Genomic DNA, 15,921 nt, shown 5'->3' with positions numbered 1-15,921 from the left:
CGGTTCCAGCGTGGGGTGCCTCCGTTCCGGCTGCCGGACCTTCGGTCACCATGACCTGATATCCGCCTCCCCTGACCGAAATCGGCGGACACCACGAGGACCGGTCGCACCCTCCGGACGCGGCGTGCGGGCGGGGGCGTCAGTTCTTGTCGTACATGCCCAGCAGGTCCACGATCAGATCGGTCGGCTGCCAGCCCCGGTTCCAGAAGTCGACGACGTCGGTGCCGCCGGTGCTCGCCTGGACGAGGTTCGCGACGGTCGCGTCCTTCGTCCAGTTCAGGACGGACGAGTCCGGCGGGGTCGGCTGGACCGCCTTGCCGGCGATGTAGTCGTCCATGGTGTTGGGGTCAGGAGCGACCGAGAGGTGCCCGCTGCCCTGTGGGTTGGTCACCGTCGTGTTCAGGACGAGGGCCTCGAGCGCCATACCGAACGTCCACAGGGTCTCGTGGTGGTAGGCCTGACCGGCGAGCGGCCAAGAGGAGGTCCGCGAGTCGAACATGCGCCTGGGCTCCACCGGCAGGTAGGCGGCCTTGCCGTCGGCGCTGTAGTAGCCGGTGACGTCCACGATCACGTCGGTCTGGCTCCATGCACCGTTGCGGACGTTGATCCTGCCGTCCGGTCCGACCGGCACGATCACCGCATTGGCGACCGTCTGCCCGGCGGTGAAGTTCACGCTCGACGTGGACGGTGCCTGCTGGCCGCCCGGGAACACGGTCAGGTGGCCGGAGCCCTTCGGGTCGGTCACCGTCACGTTGAGGGCCACGGCCGTGACCCCCTTGGCAGGCAGCCCGCCCTGACCGGCGACCTGGACGCCGAAGGTGCTCTGAGCGGCGACCTGGCCCTTGGCCGTACCCAGTCCCTCCCGGGTGTCGACGAGCCGGGACGGCTTGACGGAGGTGTATCCGCTGGCCGCGGAGCGGGTGAAGTAGCCCGTCACGTCGGCGATCAGGTCCACCGGGCCCGCACTGCGGTTGACCAGCTCGATGCAACCGTCCTCTCCGACCGGCACGATCGCCAGGTTCGGCACGGTCTGTCCCGCCGCGAAGTTGACGTTCGAGGTGGTCGGCTGCTCCTTGCCGGAGGCGTACGCGATGATGTGCCCGCCCGCCGAGGCGTTGGTGGCGGTGAGGTTCAGGGCCACGGCGGTCACCCCGGCCGGGATGCCGGCGCTGCCGGAGACCTTCAACCGGGTCGTGGCGTACGGGCCGACGGGGCGGCCGGCCGAGATGCCGGTGCCGTCGCGCGTGTCGAGCAGCCGGGCGGGCGCGTGCGGGGTGAACTCGGAGCCGTTCACGACGACGTCCTTGGTGGTGGTGGAGGTCACCTTGGTGAACGTGTCGGTCGCCGTGATCGTGATCTTGTGGGAGCCGACCTCGGCGTACTTGTGCTGGAAGTGGACGAACTCGCCGGCCCTGCCGAAGTCCTGGCCGGTGGTGCCGTCACCCCAGTCGAGATCGAACCGGACGAAGCTGTTGGCCAGGTCCGTGCTGACGGAGGTCGCCAGTCCGATGGTGTGCGCGTACGAGGCGGATGTGCCCATCCCCACCTCGAAGTACTCGCTCTGCCGCGTGCGTGCCGACGCGCCGGATTCGGCCGTTGCGCTCGGCGCCCCGGCCTTGACCTTGGCGACCTTCGCGGCGGCGTCCATCGCGGCGGCCTCCTGGGAGGCCTGTTGCGCGGAGGCGTCCTGTGCGGGAGCGTCCGTTGCGGAACCGGCCCTGGAGGCCGGGGGAGTGGCGGTAGCGGCCCGGCCGGGGTCGGCGGACGGACCTGCTGCCTGCGCCGTGGCGGGTACGAAGCCGACGGCTGCCGCGACGAAGGCGGCGGAGATCATGACGCGGTGACGGTACACCGGCCCCCCAGTGCTTGAACTCGTTCAGAAAAGTCTTGATCAGGTTACATGCCCGCAAGTCGGTGCTGGTCGGATATTTCGTCGCCGCGCGGCGTCCGCGCGAGCGCGGCGGCAGTCCGGCCGACGTGCCGGCAGGCCGGTTCCGGCCCCGCCCCGCAGTCGGCCGGCTGCCGTCTCGGCCCCTCTCAGACCGTGGTGGGCGCTGCGGCCTCGGGAGACTTCGAGGGCTCGGGGGTGCCGGCGGGGGCCGCGGCCCCGGTTTCGGAGTCGGGGTGGGGGATGCGGTGCAGCCCCCCGCGGTCGTAGAGGCGGGTGACGGCGAAGCCGAAGGCCAGCGAGGCGACCAGGGCGACACCCATCGCGGCCCATGCCCGGGCCAGGCCCGCGTCGGCCTGGGCCCCGTAGTAGAGCAGGGAGCGCAGCCCCTCCGTGACCTGGCGCAGCGGCTCGAACGCGGCGAGGATGCGGAAGAACCCGGGCAGCGCCTGGACGGGCACGGTGGCGCCGGAGGAGGGGACGGCCATCGCGACGAAGACGATGGTGGCCAGCAGCATGCCGGGGGTGCCGAAGGCGGCGAACAGGGTCAGGCTGCCGATGCCGACGACCGCGATCGTGGCGACCGAGTAGAGCCAGAGCAGGCCGAGGTGGGAGGCGTCCATGTCGAGGATGCCGACCGTGGCGACCTCGACCAGGGTGCCCATGACCAGTGACAGGCTGAGCATGAGCGCCATGCCGATGGCCAGGGTGCGGACGCGGCTGGTGTGCTGAACGGGTTCGCGCTTGCGGAAGGGGCCGAAATCGGTGTGCAGGTAGCCGAGCGCGGTGTCGACCTGGGAGTTGACCACGTTGGCGCCGAGCATGCCGCAGACGACCAGGACCAGTGCGTAGTAGAAGGCGCTCAGGCCCATGGCGCTGCGCGAGCCGACGGGGTGGCCGTCGGTGACGTTCACGGTCACCGGGTCGGCCAGCTTGAGCTGGGCGGCCGTCGGGATCGGGGTCTTCTGGGCGGCGGCCTGCTTGAGGAGTTCCTGGCCGAGCTGGGCGGAGGCGGCGTGGGCCGCCTTCTGGGCGGCCTGTGAGGACATGGAGGAACCGATGCTGCCGGCGGCCTGGTTGGTCAGCACGGTGAGGGTCGGCGGGGCGGCCTTGCCCTGGGGTGCGGGCTGCGGGGCGGTGAGCCCGGTCACCGTGGCGGAGAAGTCCTCGGGTATGACGAGGGCGCCGAAGACCTTGCCGCTGCCCAGCCGCTTGTCGGCCTCCTTGCGGCTCACGACCTGCCAGTCGATGCCCTTGTCGCCCTTGGCGGCCTTCTGGACGCCCGAGACGACCTGCTCGCCCAGGTTGACGCGGCGGCCGCCCGCGTCGGCGCCGCTGTCGCTGTTGACCAGGGCCACGGGCAGGTCGCGCAGGTTGCCCCTGGGGTCGACGTTGCCCCCGACGTAGAGCAGGGCGAACAGCATCGAGACCACTGCGGCGATGAGTCCCGTTCCGATCCACAGCTGGGGTCGGCGGAGCACGGATCGGGGCGTGGGGTGAGGCATCGATTCTCCGGTGCGGCTGTGGCTGCGTTCCTGGACTGGATCCTTCTGGATACTTAAGGTATCCAGCTACTGGATAGTGGCAGTATCTTGTTGTGGTGTCCAATCGCCGATGACTGATAGCGGACCGCATGACCAGCAGGGAAGCCGTATGAAGATCTCGGAGCTCAGCCGGCGGACCGGCGTGCCGGTCGCCAGCATCAAGTACTTCCTGCGGCAGGGGCTGCTGCCCGCGGGTCGGGCGACCGCGGCGACCCTGGCCGAGTACGGGGAGGAGCACGCGCAGCGGCTGCGGCTGATCAAGGCGCTGACGACGCTCGGCGGCCTGTCCATCGCCGCCACCCGGGACGTGCTCGGGGCCGTCGACCAGGCCCACAGCTCCGAGGGGGCCCTCGGAGCGGTCAGCTACGCCCTTCCGGTGCCGGTGGCGGCCCAGCGTGCCGCAGGGCACGAGGAGGAAGCCGAGGCCGACGCGACCGCCGGGGCCGAGGTGGCGGAGCTCCTCGCGGCCCTGGGCTGGCAGGCGCCCGGCACGTCGCCGCATGTGAAGGGGCTGACGGCGGCGCTGAAGGAGCTGCGGCGGCTGGACGCTCAGTACGCCCCGGGCGAGCTCGCCGCCTACGCGAGGCTGGCCGAGTCGGTGGCCGGGCTGGACCTGGAGCGCGCGGCCGGCCTCGACGACCCGGTGGCTCTGGCCGAGCGGGCGGTCATCGTCTTCGCGATCTGCGCCCCGGTCTTCGAGCTGCTGCGACGTCTTGCCCAGGAGGACCAGGTCCGGCGCCGGGTCGCGGGCGAGCGCGCTGCGCCCGCAACGCCCCGGTAGCGCTCGTACGGAGGCGGGACCCTGCCGGACCCTGCGGGGCCCGACAGCGGCTGACCCGGCCGTGACACCGTTCCGGGGAGCTGCGGCACCGCCTCAGTCCATGCGGCCGAGCCCTCTTCCACAGGGGCCTGTGCCTCGGGCCTCCGCGCGCGGGGGCGAGGCGGAGGCCCGGCCGGCGCGGCGCCGAAGCGCGTCACCGGCCGGGGCCGAACAGCGGCAGTCTCAGGAGGACTGCTCGGTCAGGATCGCCGGGTCCGACAGGCCGGCCGCACCCGTCTCGACCTTGCCCGCGAAGCGGCGCAGGAACTGCGGTGCTTCGGATGCGGTGACCGTCACGTCGTACCAGCGCTTCGTGCTCCGCAGCGGGACGCTGTACGTGACGGTGGCGCCCTTGGCGACGGTGAGGCGCTTGGGGCCTCCGCCGTACGCGTTGGTGACCGTGAGCGTCGCGGTCGACGCGCCGGCGTTGGTGAGGGTGAGGTCGAGGTTGCCCGTGGCGGCGTTGTGGCGGGCGACGACCTCGGGGCCGGCGGTGGTGCCGGGGTTGCGGAAGCCGCGCAGGAAGCCGTTGGGGCCGTGCACGGTCAGGTCGGTGACCCCGGCCGAGTAGCGGGTGTTCCAGGTGTCCGAGATCGTCGTGCCGGCCCCGGTGGTGTAAGTCCACGGGGCGTCGGTGCGGTTGGCGGAGGTGACGTAGAACTGCGCACCGAGGTCCGGGCCGCCGCTGAACGTCAGCCGGAACTTGCCCTCCCCGACGAGCGCCGTGCCGTCCACGTACGGGGCGTACTTCAGCGCACGCGTGGGCCGCATTCCCTTCTCCTGGCGCGGCATGGAGCCGACGGCCGGGGCGGGAGCCTTGAAATCGGGATGCCGGTCACGGTCCTGCGGCTCCCAGGCGCCGGTGTCGGGCAGCCGGACGGCGCCGGTGTCCTTGCGGGCGAAGTCGAAAGCGGAGGTGAGGTCGCCGCAGACGGCGCGGCGCCACGGCGAGATGTTGGGCTCGCGCACCCCGAACCGCTGCTCCATGAACCGGATCACCGAGGTGTGGTCGAAGGTCTCGGAGCAGGAGTAGCCGCCGGTGCTCCACGGCGAGACCACCAGCATCGGTACGCGCGGGCCGAGACCGTACGGGCCGGCGACGTAGCCGGGCTTGCCGGGGAAGACGTCGAGGGCGGTCGGTGTGGTCGACAGGCCCTGCGCGGCACTGGCGGGCGCGTACGGCGGGACGACGTGGTCGAAGAAGCCGTCGTTCTCGTCGTAGGTGATGAACAGCGCGGTACGGGCCCACACGTCGGGGTTGGAGGTGAGCGCGTCCAGGACCTGCGCTATGTACCAGGCGCCGTAGTTGGAGGGCCAGTTCGAGTGCTCGCTGAAGGCCTCGGGCGCGGCGATCCAGGAGACCTGGGGCAGGGTACCGGCGGCGACGTCGGCGCGGAGCCGGTCGAAGTAGCCCTCGCCGGCCTTGGCGTCGGTGCCGGTCCGGGCCTTGTCGTACAGCGGGTTGCCGGGCTGGGCGTCCCGGTAGTTGTTGAAGTACAGCAGCGAGTTGTCGCCGTAGTTGCCGCGGTAGGCGTCGTTGATCCAGCCCCAGGAACCGGCGGCGTCGAGGCCGTCGCCGATGTCCTGGTAGACCTTCCAGGAGATGCCCGCCGCCTCCAGGCGCTCGGGGTAGGTGGTCCAGCCGTAGCCGGCCTCGGCGTTGTTGAGGACCGGACCGCCGCCCGTGCCGTCGTTGCCGGTGTGGCCCGACCAGAGGTAGTAGCGGTTGGGGTCGGTCGAGCCGATGAACGAGCAGTGGTAGGCGTCGCAGATGGTGAACGCGTCCGCGAGGGCGTAGTGGAACGGGATGTCGTCGCGCGTCAGGTACGCCATGGTGGTGGCCGTCTTCGCGGGCACCCAATTGTCGTACTTGCCGTTGTTGAAGGCGCTCTGTCCGCCGGCCCAGTCGTGGTTGAGGCCCTGCAGGAACTCCATGCCGAGGTCGTCGGACGGCGGCCGGAACGGCAGGGTCTCCTTCGTGCCGTCGGACTGGTGCCACACGGACTTGCCGCCGGGCAGCGTCACCGGACGAGGGTCACCGAAGCCGCGGACGCCGCGCAGCGCCCCGAAGTAGTGGTCGAAGGACCGGTTCTCCTGCATGAGCACCACGACGTGTTCGACGTCGGCGATGCTGCCGGTGGTCCCCTGCGCGGGGATCGCGGCGGCGCGCGCGATGCTCTCGTTGAGCATGGTCAGGGCGGCGGCGCCACCGGTGAGCTGCAGGAAGCGGCGGCGGTTGAGTTCTGCCATGGCGGGAACGACCTCTGCGGTTGAGGGGTGCTGTGCGTCCCCAGGACAGCGTGCCCGGGGTACCGGAGAGGGAGCCTGGCGTGACGGGAGTGGATACGCCAGGCGAACGGCAGTCGGATTCCGTCGGAGTTCGGCCATGTCGGGCCGATGCGGGAGTGCGGGCCGGGCCGGGCCCCAGCCACGGTCCGAAACTGACGGGCAGTCACACGGTCGGCCCTCATCGGACGCGGGGCCCCGAACTGCCGGGAGCCCCGGGAAAGCACGTGAGCCGGTGACGTCCCCCCGGTTATCCTGCCTCGTCCCGAACAGGCCTGGGAGGTCCCGCACCATGAGCAGCACCACGTCGTTTCCCGAACGCATCGAACTCTCCGGCGAGGGGCTCGTTCTGCGCGACTGGACGGAGGCGGACCTGGCCGCGATGCCGGAGCTGTTCGACCACCCCGACATCGCGTACTGGACGCCGATCGTCTCGCCCTTCGACGAAGAGGCCGCCCGCAAGCGGCTGCACCGGGACCGGCAGCTGCGGAAGGACGGCACGGCCATCCTGCTCGCCATCACCGTCGACGGCGGCGCCCCGCTCGGCGAGGTCATGCTGCGGCGCGCTCCCGAGGGCACCGAGATCGGCTACGCGGTCGGCCCGGCCCACCGCGGCCGGGGCCTGGCCGTGCGGGCGGTCCGGGTAATGGCCGCCTACGCCTTCGAGCAGTTGGGCACGGACCAGGTGGTCCTGGAGCTGGAGGCGGAGAACGCGGCCAGCGTCGCCGTGGCGACCAGGGCGGGCTTCAGACTGCTCGACGTCCCGCTGATCACGGGCGAGGAGAAGGGCCGGCCCTTCGCCCTGCAGACCTGGGGCCTGGACCGCCCCTGAGGCTCGGCCGCTCACCGCCGGGACGGGTGGCGGACGCGCCGTCGCCGCTGTCCGGCATCCGGCCCCGGAAGACGCCCCTGAGCCGGGGCACCGCCCGGGGCGGGGTCTCCTGCGTGCCCCGGCGCGCCCACCGCACCTCGCCGAACCGGAGCACCGGGGCCCTGCACGGGACCCCGCTGCCCGCCGCACCGTCCCGTGCGGGAACCCGCCTGTACACGGGGCGCACGGCACGCGGCGTCCCGGCGCGAACCCGGACGATCGAACATACGATGGACGGGAACCGGCGGGGTCGGCCCCCCGTGCCGCCCGCCCAGACCGCTCGGGGTGGAGACGCATGGCACAGGCCGCCGACACCGCGCGCACGGTCATCCTGACCGTGGACGACGACCCGGGAGTCTCCCGCGCCATCGCCCGTGACCTGCGCCGCCGCTACGGCGCCGGGTACCGGATCGTACGCGCCGAGTCGGGCGAGTCCGCGCTGGAGGCGCTGCGCGAGCTGAAACTGCGCGGCGACCTGGTGGCGGTGATCCTGGCCGACTACCGGATGCCGCAGATGAACGGCATCGAGTTCCTCGAACAGGCCCTGAACGTGTACCCGGGCGCGCGGCGCGTCCTGCTGACCGCCTACGCCGACACCAACGCGGCGATCGACGCGATCAACGTCGTCGACCTCGACCACTACCTGCTCAAGCCGTGGGACCCCCCGGAGGAGAAGCTCTACCCGGTCCTGGACGACCTGCTGGCGGCCTGGCGCGCCAGCGACTACCGGCCGGTTCCGGCCACCAAGGTGGTCGGCCACCGCTGGTCGGCGCGCTCCTCGGCCGTGCGGGAGTTCCTCGCCCGCAACCAGGTGCCCTACCGCTGGTACTCCTCCGACGAGCCCGAGGGACGGCGCCTGCTGGAGGCCGCCGGGGCCGACGGAGAGCGCCTGCCCCTGGTGATCACCCCGGAAGGCACCCCACTGATCGAGCCGGAGGCGCCCGAACTGGCCGCCCACGTGGGGCTCGCGACGACGCCGACCGCCGACTTCTACGACCTCGTCGTGATCGGCGGCGGCCCCGCCGGGCTCGGCGCGGCCGTGTACGGGGCCTCCGAGGGACTGCGGACGGTACTGGTCGAGCGGTCGGCGACCGGCGGGCAGGCCGGGCAGAGCTCCCGCATCGAGAACTACCTCGGCTTCCCGGACGGGGTGTCCGGCGCGCAGCTCACCGAACGCGCCCGCCGCCAGGCCGGCCGGTTCGGCGCAGAGATCCTCACCGCGCGCGAGGTCACGGGGCTGGAGACCAGCGGCCCGGCACGCGTCGTCCGTTTCTCCGACGGCTCGGCGGTCGCCGCGCACAGCGTCATCCTGGCGACCGGAGTGTCGTACCGGCAGCTCCAGGCACCGGGCTGCGCCGAACTGAGCGGCTGCGGGGTGTACTACGGCTCCTCGCTCACCGAGGCGGCCTCCTGCCAGGGTCAGGACGTGTACATCGTGGGCGGCGCCAACTCCGCCGGGCAGGCGGCGATGTACCTGGCGCGCGGTGCGAAGTCGGTGACCCTCCTGGTACGCGGGGAGTCGCTGAAGGCGTCGATGTCCCACTACCTGGTCCAGCAGATCGAGGAGGCGCCGAACATCACGGTGCGGCCCCGGACCGTCGTTGGGGAGGCGCACGGCGAGGGGCACCTGCAACGGCTGACGCTCCGGGACGAGGAGAGCGGCGCGACCGAACTCGTCGACGCCCAGTGGATGTTCGTGTTCATCGGCGCGGCCCCGCTGACCGACTGGCTGGACGGTACGGTGCTGCGCGACGAGCACGGCTTCATCCTGGCCGGGCCGGACCTCACGCCGGACGGCCGGCCACCGGCCGAGTGGGAACTGGACCGGCCGCCCTACCACCTGGAGACCAACATCCCCGGCGTGTTCGTGGCGGGTGACGCGCGCGCCCAGTCCGCGAAGCGCGTCGCGTCCGCCGTCGGAGAGGGAGCCATGGCCGTGATGCTCGTCCACCGCTACCTGGAGCAGTCATGAGCGGCCAGGTCATGCCCTGCAGCCCCCAGGAGATCGCCTCGCTGTTCCTGTTCGAGAAGCTCTCCCCGGAACAGCTCGGGCGGCTGTGCTCCGAGGGGCGGGTGGAGCGGTTCGAAGCCGGCCCGGTGTACACCGAAGGCGACCCGGCCACCTGCTTCTACGTGATGATCGAGGGCACCGTCGTGCTGTACCGCCGGGTCGGCGGCGACGACGTGGAGGTGAGCCGGACCTCGCAGCGAGGCGTGTACGCCGGGGCCATGCAGGCCTACCTCGGCGAACGGGTGCCGCAGACGTACAACAACTCGATGCGGGTGACCGAGCCGACCCGGTTCTTCGTGCTGCCCGCCCAGTCGTTCGCGGACATCATGCAGGAATGGTTCCCGATGGCCGCGCACCTCCTGGAGGGGCTGTTCTTCGGCTCGAAGAACACCCAGCGGGCCGTAGGACAGCGCGAACGGCTGCTGGCCCTCGGATCGCTGTCCGCGGGGCTCACCCACGAGCTCAACAACCCGGCCGCGGCAGCCGTCCGAGCCACCGCCACGCTGCGGGAGCGGGTCGGCAAGATGCGGCACAAGCTGGCCGTCATCGCCCAGGGCGACTACTCCCGCGAGGCGATCGCCGACCTCATCGAAATACAGGAGCGCACCGTCGAACGCGTCGCGAAGGCAGTGGCGTTGAGCCCGATGGAGGCGTCCGACCGGGAGGACGAGCTCGCCGACTGGCTCGACGGCCACGGCCTCGCGGAGGGCTGGCGGATCGCCCCGACCTTCGTACAGGCCGGGCTGGACACGGAGTGGCTGGAGCAGGTCGCCGCGACCGTGGCCGAGGACATCCTGCCGTCGGCCATCGGCTGGCTCAACTACACGGTCGAGACCGAGCTGCTGATGGACGAGATCGACGACTCCACCACCCGCATCTCCCACCTCGTGGACGCGGCCAAGCAGTACTCGCAGCTCGACCGTGCCCCGCACCGGGTCGTCGACGTCCACGAACTCCTCGACAGCACCCTTCTGATGCTGTCCGGCAAGATCGGTCCCCGGATCCGCGTGGTCAAGGAGTACGACCGCTCCGTGCCGGACGTGCCCGCCTACCCGGCGGAGCTCAACCAGGTGTGGACCAACCTCATCGACAACGCCGTCTTCGCCATCTCCGGCACGGGCGGGGACGGCACCCTGACGGTCCGCACGGCACGGGAGGGAGACCGCCTGCTGGTGGAGTTCCGCGACACCGGCCCCGGCGTCCCGGCGGACATCCGCAGCCGGATCTTCGACCCCTTCTTCACCACCAAGCCGGTCGGCGAGGGCACCGGCCTCGGCCTGGACATCTCCTGGCGGATCGTCGTCAACAAGCACCACGGCAGCCTCCAGGTCGAATCCGCACCGGGCGACACCCGCTTCCAGGTGCTGCTGCCCCTGACCGCCCCCGACACCGAGAGCGCCGAGGAGCCCGTATGACGGACATCGACGGAATCGACCCGGGCGTCCCGCCCGCCGGCACCGGCTGCGCCGCATGTGACGCGGTCGGCGGCTGGTGGTTCCACCTGCGCCGCTGCGCCCAGTGCGGGCACATCGGCTGCTGCGACTCCTCCCCGGCCCAGCACGCCACCGGCCACTGGAAGTCCACGGGCCACCCACTGGTACAGAGCTTCGAGCCGGGCGAGGACTGGTTCTGGGACTACGACAGCGACGAACTGTACGAGTCCGGCCCCGAACTCACCCCGCCGGCCAGCCACCCCGCGAACCAGCCGGCGCCGGGCCCGGCCGACCGGGTCCCCGAGGACTGGACGCGCCTGCTCCACCCCTGACGGCGAAGTCCCACGCGCCTGCTCGCGTCCGGCGGCATCAACCGCTGAGCCGAGTTCCCTGATCCTCCTCCGTGGCGACGACGCCGGCGGAGAGGAGCGTCGCGGCGGCGAGGCTGCCCCAGAGGGCGGCCGAGCCATGGGGAGCGAGGGCGGTGATGACCGCCGGGGAGACGGCGAGGCCGAAGCCCGTGGAGAGCTCGAAGCGGGCGAGGGTGCGTCCCAGGACGTGCGCCGGGGCGAGGACGGTGACGAGCGCGGTGGCACTGCCGGCATAGATGATCTCGCCGATGGTGCAGACCACGGACACCGCGGCGACGGCCGGGGCACCCCAGCCGTGACCCAGTGAGGTGGCCGCGAGGAATCCGAGGTAGGACGCGGTGAGTACCACGCCGGCGAGCGCCAGCACGGTCCGCCGCGAGAAGCGGGACATCAGGACGGTGACCGGAACCTGCAGGGCGACCACCAGCACCGTGTTGGCCACGAAGACGGCCGCGGACCACACGGGGGACGCGTGCAACTGTGTCACCAGGATCAGGGGGAGAGCGATCTCGGGGACGTTGAGGCAGAAGACGTAGACCACGTTGGCGGCCAGCAGCCCGCGCATCCGGGGTGCGGGCCCCTCCTCCCCGCCCCCGGCCGGCACAGCGGCCGGACGAGCGCGTACGCGGACCGACCACGCCAGGGCCGCCGCAGTGAGATAGGCGAGCCCGGTGACGGCCGCCAGCGCCTGCAACGCCGTCGTGCCGCCCGTCAGGCACGCGGTGGCGATCAGCGCGCCCACGCCCAGGCCGGCGTTGCGCAGGGCGCGGGCTCCCGCGAGAGCGGTGTCGCGGTCCCGGCCGTGGGCGACCGTGGCCACCAGAGCCGCGTGGGCGGCCGGCCACGCCTGGTTGCCGACGCCGAGGAAGAGCGCCGCCGTCGCGAACAGCCAGACGTGCCCCGCCGGCGTGGCCAGCAGCAGCGCCACGCCGAGCACCCGCACCAGCATCGACGCCGCCACGACCGTGCTGCGTGCGCCCCGGTCCAGCCACCGGCCCACCGCGGGCATGCAGACCAGACCCACGACGATGCCGACCGTCATGGCGATGCCGGTGGCCGACGCGGACAGCCTCAGCACCATCACCCCGTAGAGCAGCAGGAACGGCCGCAGCAGGCCGGTGCCGAGCGCGTCCACGGCCAGGGCGACGGCATAGCGGGGGCCTCCGGAGGCCCGGACGAGGGCGCGGGGCTTGATCTTGGTGGTGGTAGCCATGGCGTCAACGCTGCGTTCGGCCGCCGGGCCGGCCGCGTCGGTTGACGGACACCGTCAACCGACGCCGTCGCCCGCCGTCCGGTCGGTGATGATGAGGGGGTGACGTTGAGGATCGACATCGGCTGCCTGCCGTCCGGGCGCGTGCGGTTCGCCGCCTCCCCGCTGGCCGAGCTGACCGCGATGCTGCACGTGCTGGCCGAACCCGGGCATCATCCGCAGCTCGCCGGCTGGGCAGGGGACGTCCGCGCAGGGCTGCGGCCGGAGCTGGCCGAGCGGTTGCGGGAGGCGGAGTTCCTCTGGCGTTCCTCCCAGGCCGACTTCCTGATCCCCGCCCGGCCCCGGCCCACCCTCGCCGAGGAGTTGGACGACGTGGACCGGATCGACGACGAAACGTACGTGACCGCCGCGCTCGTCACCACGTGCGGCGGCAACCGGGTCCACTTCGCCGCGCCGTCGCCGCTCTCCGACGCGACCGCGCGCGAGCGGGCCCTGGACCTGGCCCAGGCCCGCGGCGCCCGGCAAGAGGCCTTCGCGGAACGGCTGCTCGCGGACCCGGCCGCCGCCCGGGCCCGGGTGCGCCACACCCTCGAACAGTGCGCCGAGGCCTTCTTCGACGCAGCCTGGACGGGCGTCGCCGTGCAGCTCGCCGCCGACCTGCGCCTGAAGAACGACCTGCTCAAGCGCCAGGGCATCGGGGCGGCACTCGCATCGGTCTCCGGCGCCGTCACCCTGGCACCGGCCAGCGACTTCATCATCGTGGACAAACTGCAGGACAAGTCGACCGCCGCCCGTGGCACCGGGGTCACCTTCATTCCCAGTGTCTTCGGCCGCCCGCACCTGGTGGCGGTCCACGCGCCCGGGTGGCAGCCGGTGGTGCAGTACCCCGTGGCCGAGCCGAGTCCTTCAGAGCCGGTATCCCTGGAAACGGTCACGCTACGGCTGGAGGCACTCGCCCACCCGGTACGCCTGCGGCTGCTGCGCACCCTGGCCCGCGGCCCGCACACCAACGGTGAGCTGGCCCACGCCTGGGAACTCTCACCCCCGGAGGTTTCCCGCCACCTCGCCGTCCTGCGCCGCGCGGGCCTGCTCACGGCCCGGCGGCACGGCCGCTACGTCCGTTACACCCTCGACCTGCCCGGTCTGACGGCGCTGGGCGCCGACCTGCTGGCGGCCGTACTGCGCTGAGCGGCTCCGGCCCGCCGGAACGCGGAGCGTGGTGCGGAGCGCACCGCGACGGGCGAGCTCCGCACCCCCTCATGTCATCGGTCTTGCGAGAGCTCGTACAGCTCGCGGAAGCGGCCCCCCTTCAGGGTGACGAGCTGGTCGAAGGAGCCCTGCTCCACGATGCGGCCGCCGTCCAGGACGATGATGCGATCGGCGAGGCGACAGTTCTCCGTCCGGTGCGTGACGATCACCGTGATCCGGTCCTCCTTCATGCGCCGCAGGCCGGAGAAGACCATGTGTTCCCCGCGCGGGTCCATGGCGCTCGTCGGCTCGTCCATGACCAGCAGGCCCGGCTTGCGGTGGAAGGCGCGACCGCAGGCGATGCGCTGCCACTGTCCGCCGGAGGGTTCGTGCCCGCCCCAGACCGAGCGGGCCAGGAGCGTGTCCAGGCCGTCGGGGAACTCCTCGACGGTCGTCCGCATGCCGACGGCGTCCAGAGCCTCCCACACGGCCGCTTCGCCGCGCGGGTCCGGCTGGCCGAGGGTGATGTTCTCCCGGGCGGAGAACGGCCAGTACCCGTACGACTGGGTGACGAGGCCGACATGGGCCCAGGCGGAGCGCTGATCGGCGTCCGAGGTCGGGACGCCGTCCCAGGAGACCGTGCCGGCCGTCGGGGCGGTCAGCGAGGTCAGCAGCCGGATCAGCGTGGACTTTCCGGCGCCGTTCTCCCCGATGACGGCGACCACCTCACCCCTGGCGAGGGTGAGGGAGACCGGTCCGAGGGCCGGGGTGTCCTTGCCCGGGTAGGTGTAGGCGGCTTCCTCCAGCCGGATCTTTTCCGGAGCGCTCTCCATCACGTGCGGGCCGCGAGGGCCGGACTTCTCGGCGGCCTCCTCGACGAAGGCGGTGTAGTCGCCGAGGTAGAGGGCGTGCTGGAACATGGCCGCCCCGTAGACGACGAGCTGCGACAGCGCGGCGGTGGAGGTGCGCATGGCGACGATGGCCGTGCCGGCCGCGGCGATGGCCATGTAGCCGCCGATGACGAGTCCGGCGAGCGCCCCGTACGTCGCGACGACGAAGACCCCGGACGCGGTGGCGGCGATCAGGTACACGGTGAGGTAGCGGGGCGCGGAGCTGACCATCTTGGAGTCGATGCGCTCGCAGACGGCCGCGTACCAGTGGTGGGCGTAGGGCCGCATGCTGTTGCCGCGCAGCTCATCGGCGAGCTTCGGGGTGGTCAGGTGCCAGCGCATCATGTGCTTGATGTTGCGGGCGGCGATCGTCTGGTTGTGGAGGCGGTAGTCGAGGCGGGCCGCGTACACGGAGCCGAGGCCGCGGGGGACCACCGACAGCAGGAGCAGCGGCAGGAGTACGGGGTGCACGACGGCGAGGACGGACGCGACCGCGACCATGTCGATCATTCCGCCGGTGAAGCCCAGGGCGTCCTGCAGGAGCATGGCGGAGCGGGCGGAGCCGGTCTCGGCGGCCTCCGAGCGTTCGGTGAAGTCGGGGGCGTCGTAGGCGGCGAGTTCCACGTCCATGTGGGCGTCGACCATCGCGAGGTCGGCGAGGGTGGCCATGCCGGGATTGAGGCGTCGGGCCGCGCTGCCGGAGCCGATGGAGGCCAGCGCGCCGAGGGCGGTCATCGCGGCGGCGATGGCCAGGGGCCAGGCGGCGGCCGAGACGCGTTCCTGGACGCCGTCCCCGGTCAGGAGCGGGACCATCGCCTGGGAGATCGCCGCGAGCGCTGCCGCCGTGCAGATCCCGCCGAGGATCTGGGCGGCGACGAGCACGTGGAAGGCGGTGCGGTTGACGGCGAGGGCGAGCCGCGCGGTCTGCTTGAGGGCGGCGGGAACACGACGGGCCATGTGCCCGAGCGACAGCGCCTCCATGGTCTCGTTGTGCTGGCCCCAGCTGTACGTGAACTCCGGAGGGGTTGGCGGTGCGACGGGTTTCTGCTTCTCGGTCTGCTGCGCGGACATGCGGCGTCTCCTTCAACTGGGTTGTCGTGGAGGCCAGTTCGTCCGGACCCGCGCATGGCGGCGAAGCCCGGGTCCGCAGGGTGCGGAGGGGCGTTGCGGGGTCGTCGGAACTGGGGGGAGTGAGTAGAGCGCAGGCCGGGGGCAGGAGCAGCGGGTTCTGGCCGACCTCGCGGGGGCGGCCCCCTTGGCGTGGCCGCTGATCGTGTCCGGCTGCCGTCAGGCTCCCGGGCCGGCCGGTGGGGCAGGTTGGCCGAAACCGGCCGGTGCGGGGGTCAGGTGCTCGGAAACCGCTTGCGGCCCTCGGTAGGGGCTCCGGTCGCTCGTCGGTGCGCCGGGTC

11 protein-coding genes are annotated in these 15,921 nt (G+C 72.1%); 6 read left to right on the top strand and 5 right to left on the bottom strand.

All coding sequences use genetic code 11. The annotated features are described in order from the left end of the window. Nucleotides 1–139: 139 nt before the first annotated feature. Nucleotides 140–1,834, bottom strand: a complete 1,695-nt coding sequence (locus ACFCZ1_RS04945) for a PKD domain-containing protein (RefSeq protein ID WP_376676944.1) — start codon at nt 1,832–1,834, stop codon at nt 140–142. 203 nt (nt 1,835–2,037) lie between these two features. Then, complete coding sequence (locus tag ACFCZ1_RS04940; RefSeq protein ID WP_376676943.1) at nt 2,038–3,369, bottom strand: YhgE/Pip domain-containing protein; 1,332 nt, start codon at nt 3,367–3,369, stop codon at nt 2,038–2,040. Nucleotides 3,370–3,541: 172 nt separating this feature from the next. On the opposite strand from ACFCZ1_RS04940, the gene ACFCZ1_RS04935 reads away from it, so the two are divergent. Beyond that, a complete protein-coding gene (locus tag ACFCZ1_RS04935) occupies nt 3,542–4,213 on the top strand; it encodes a MerR family transcriptional regulator (protein ID WP_376676942.1) in 672 nt (223 codons plus the stop codon). Between the two features lie 222 nt (nt 4,214–4,435). Here ACFCZ1_RS04935 and ACFCZ1_RS04930 read toward each other — a convergent pair whose 3' ends face one another. Then, nucleotides 4,436–6,502, bottom strand: a complete 2,067-nt coding sequence (locus ACFCZ1_RS04930; RefSeq protein WP_376676941.1) for a phosphocholine-specific phospholipase C — start codon at nt 6,500–6,502, stop codon at nt 4,436–4,438. Between the two features lie 328 nt (nt 6,503–6,830). Here ACFCZ1_RS04930 and ACFCZ1_RS04925 point away from each other — a divergent pair, with 328 nt between their 5' ends. The 4 genes from ACFCZ1_RS04925 to ACFCZ1_RS04910 all read left to right on the top strand — a co-directional run bounded on the left by ACFCZ1_RS04925 (nt 6,831) and on the right by ACFCZ1_RS04910 (nt 11,185). Then, nucleotides 6,831–7,370, top strand: a complete 540-nt coding sequence (locus ACFCZ1_RS04925) for a GNAT family N-acetyltransferase (protein WP_376676940.1) — start codon at nt 6,831–6,833, stop codon at nt 7,368–7,370. A 334-nt stretch (nt 7,371–7,704) separates the two neighbouring features. Next, nucleotides 7,705–9,381, top strand: coding sequence for an FAD-dependent oxidoreductase (locus tag ACFCZ1_RS04920; RefSeq protein ID WP_376676939.1), 1,677 nt, complete (start codon nt 7,705–7,707; stop codon nt 9,379–9,381). Then, nucleotides 9,378–10,835: an ATP-binding protein gene (locus ACFCZ1_RS04915; protein WP_376676938.1), complete on the top strand. Its 1,458-nt coding sequence runs from the start codon at nt 9,378–9,380 to the stop codon at nt 10,833–10,835. Before ACFCZ1_RS04920 ends, ACFCZ1_RS04915 begins: the two co-directional genes overlap by 4 nt. Further along, nucleotides 10,832–11,185, top strand: a complete 354-nt coding sequence (locus tag ACFCZ1_RS04910; protein ID WP_376676937.1) for a UBP-type zinc finger domain-containing protein — start codon at nt 10,832–10,834, stop codon at nt 11,183–11,185. The genes ACFCZ1_RS04915 and ACFCZ1_RS04910 overlap by 4 nt, the downstream gene beginning before the upstream one ends. A 37-nt stretch (nt 11,186–11,222) precedes the next feature. Here the strand turns inward: ACFCZ1_RS04910 and ACFCZ1_RS04905 are convergent, their stop codons facing one another. After that, nucleotides 11,223–12,437, bottom strand: coding sequence for an MFS transporter (locus ACFCZ1_RS04905; protein ID WP_376676936.1), 1,215 nt, complete (start codon nt 12,435–12,437; stop codon nt 11,223–11,225). Between the two features lie 99 nt (nt 12,438–12,536). Between ACFCZ1_RS04905 and ACFCZ1_RS04900 the strand changes: the two genes are divergently transcribed. Beyond that, nucleotides 12,537–13,622 carry a DUF5937 family protein gene (locus tag ACFCZ1_RS04900; protein ID WP_376676935.1) on the top strand — a complete coding sequence of 362 codons (1,086 nt, stop codon included), beginning with the start codon at nt 12,537–12,539 and terminating at the stop codon, nt 13,620–13,622. 74 nt (nt 13,623–13,696) lie between these two features. Here ACFCZ1_RS04900 and ACFCZ1_RS04895 read toward each other — a convergent pair whose 3' ends face one another. Continuing rightward, complete coding sequence (locus ACFCZ1_RS04895; protein ID WP_376676934.1) at nt 13,697–15,583, bottom strand: ATP-binding cassette domain-containing protein; 1,887 nt, start codon at nt 15,581–15,583, stop codon at nt 13,697–13,699. Nucleotides 15,584–15,921 lie beyond the last annotated feature (338 nt).

Source organism: Streptomyces sp. NPDC056224, assembly GCF_042267665.1.
Lineage (GTDB): Bacteria > Actinomycetota > Actinomycetes > Streptomycetales > Streptomycetaceae > Streptomyces.
The sequence above is the reverse complement of the archived record's forward strand: the minus strand, read 5'-3'. Positions and strand labels throughout refer to the sequence as shown.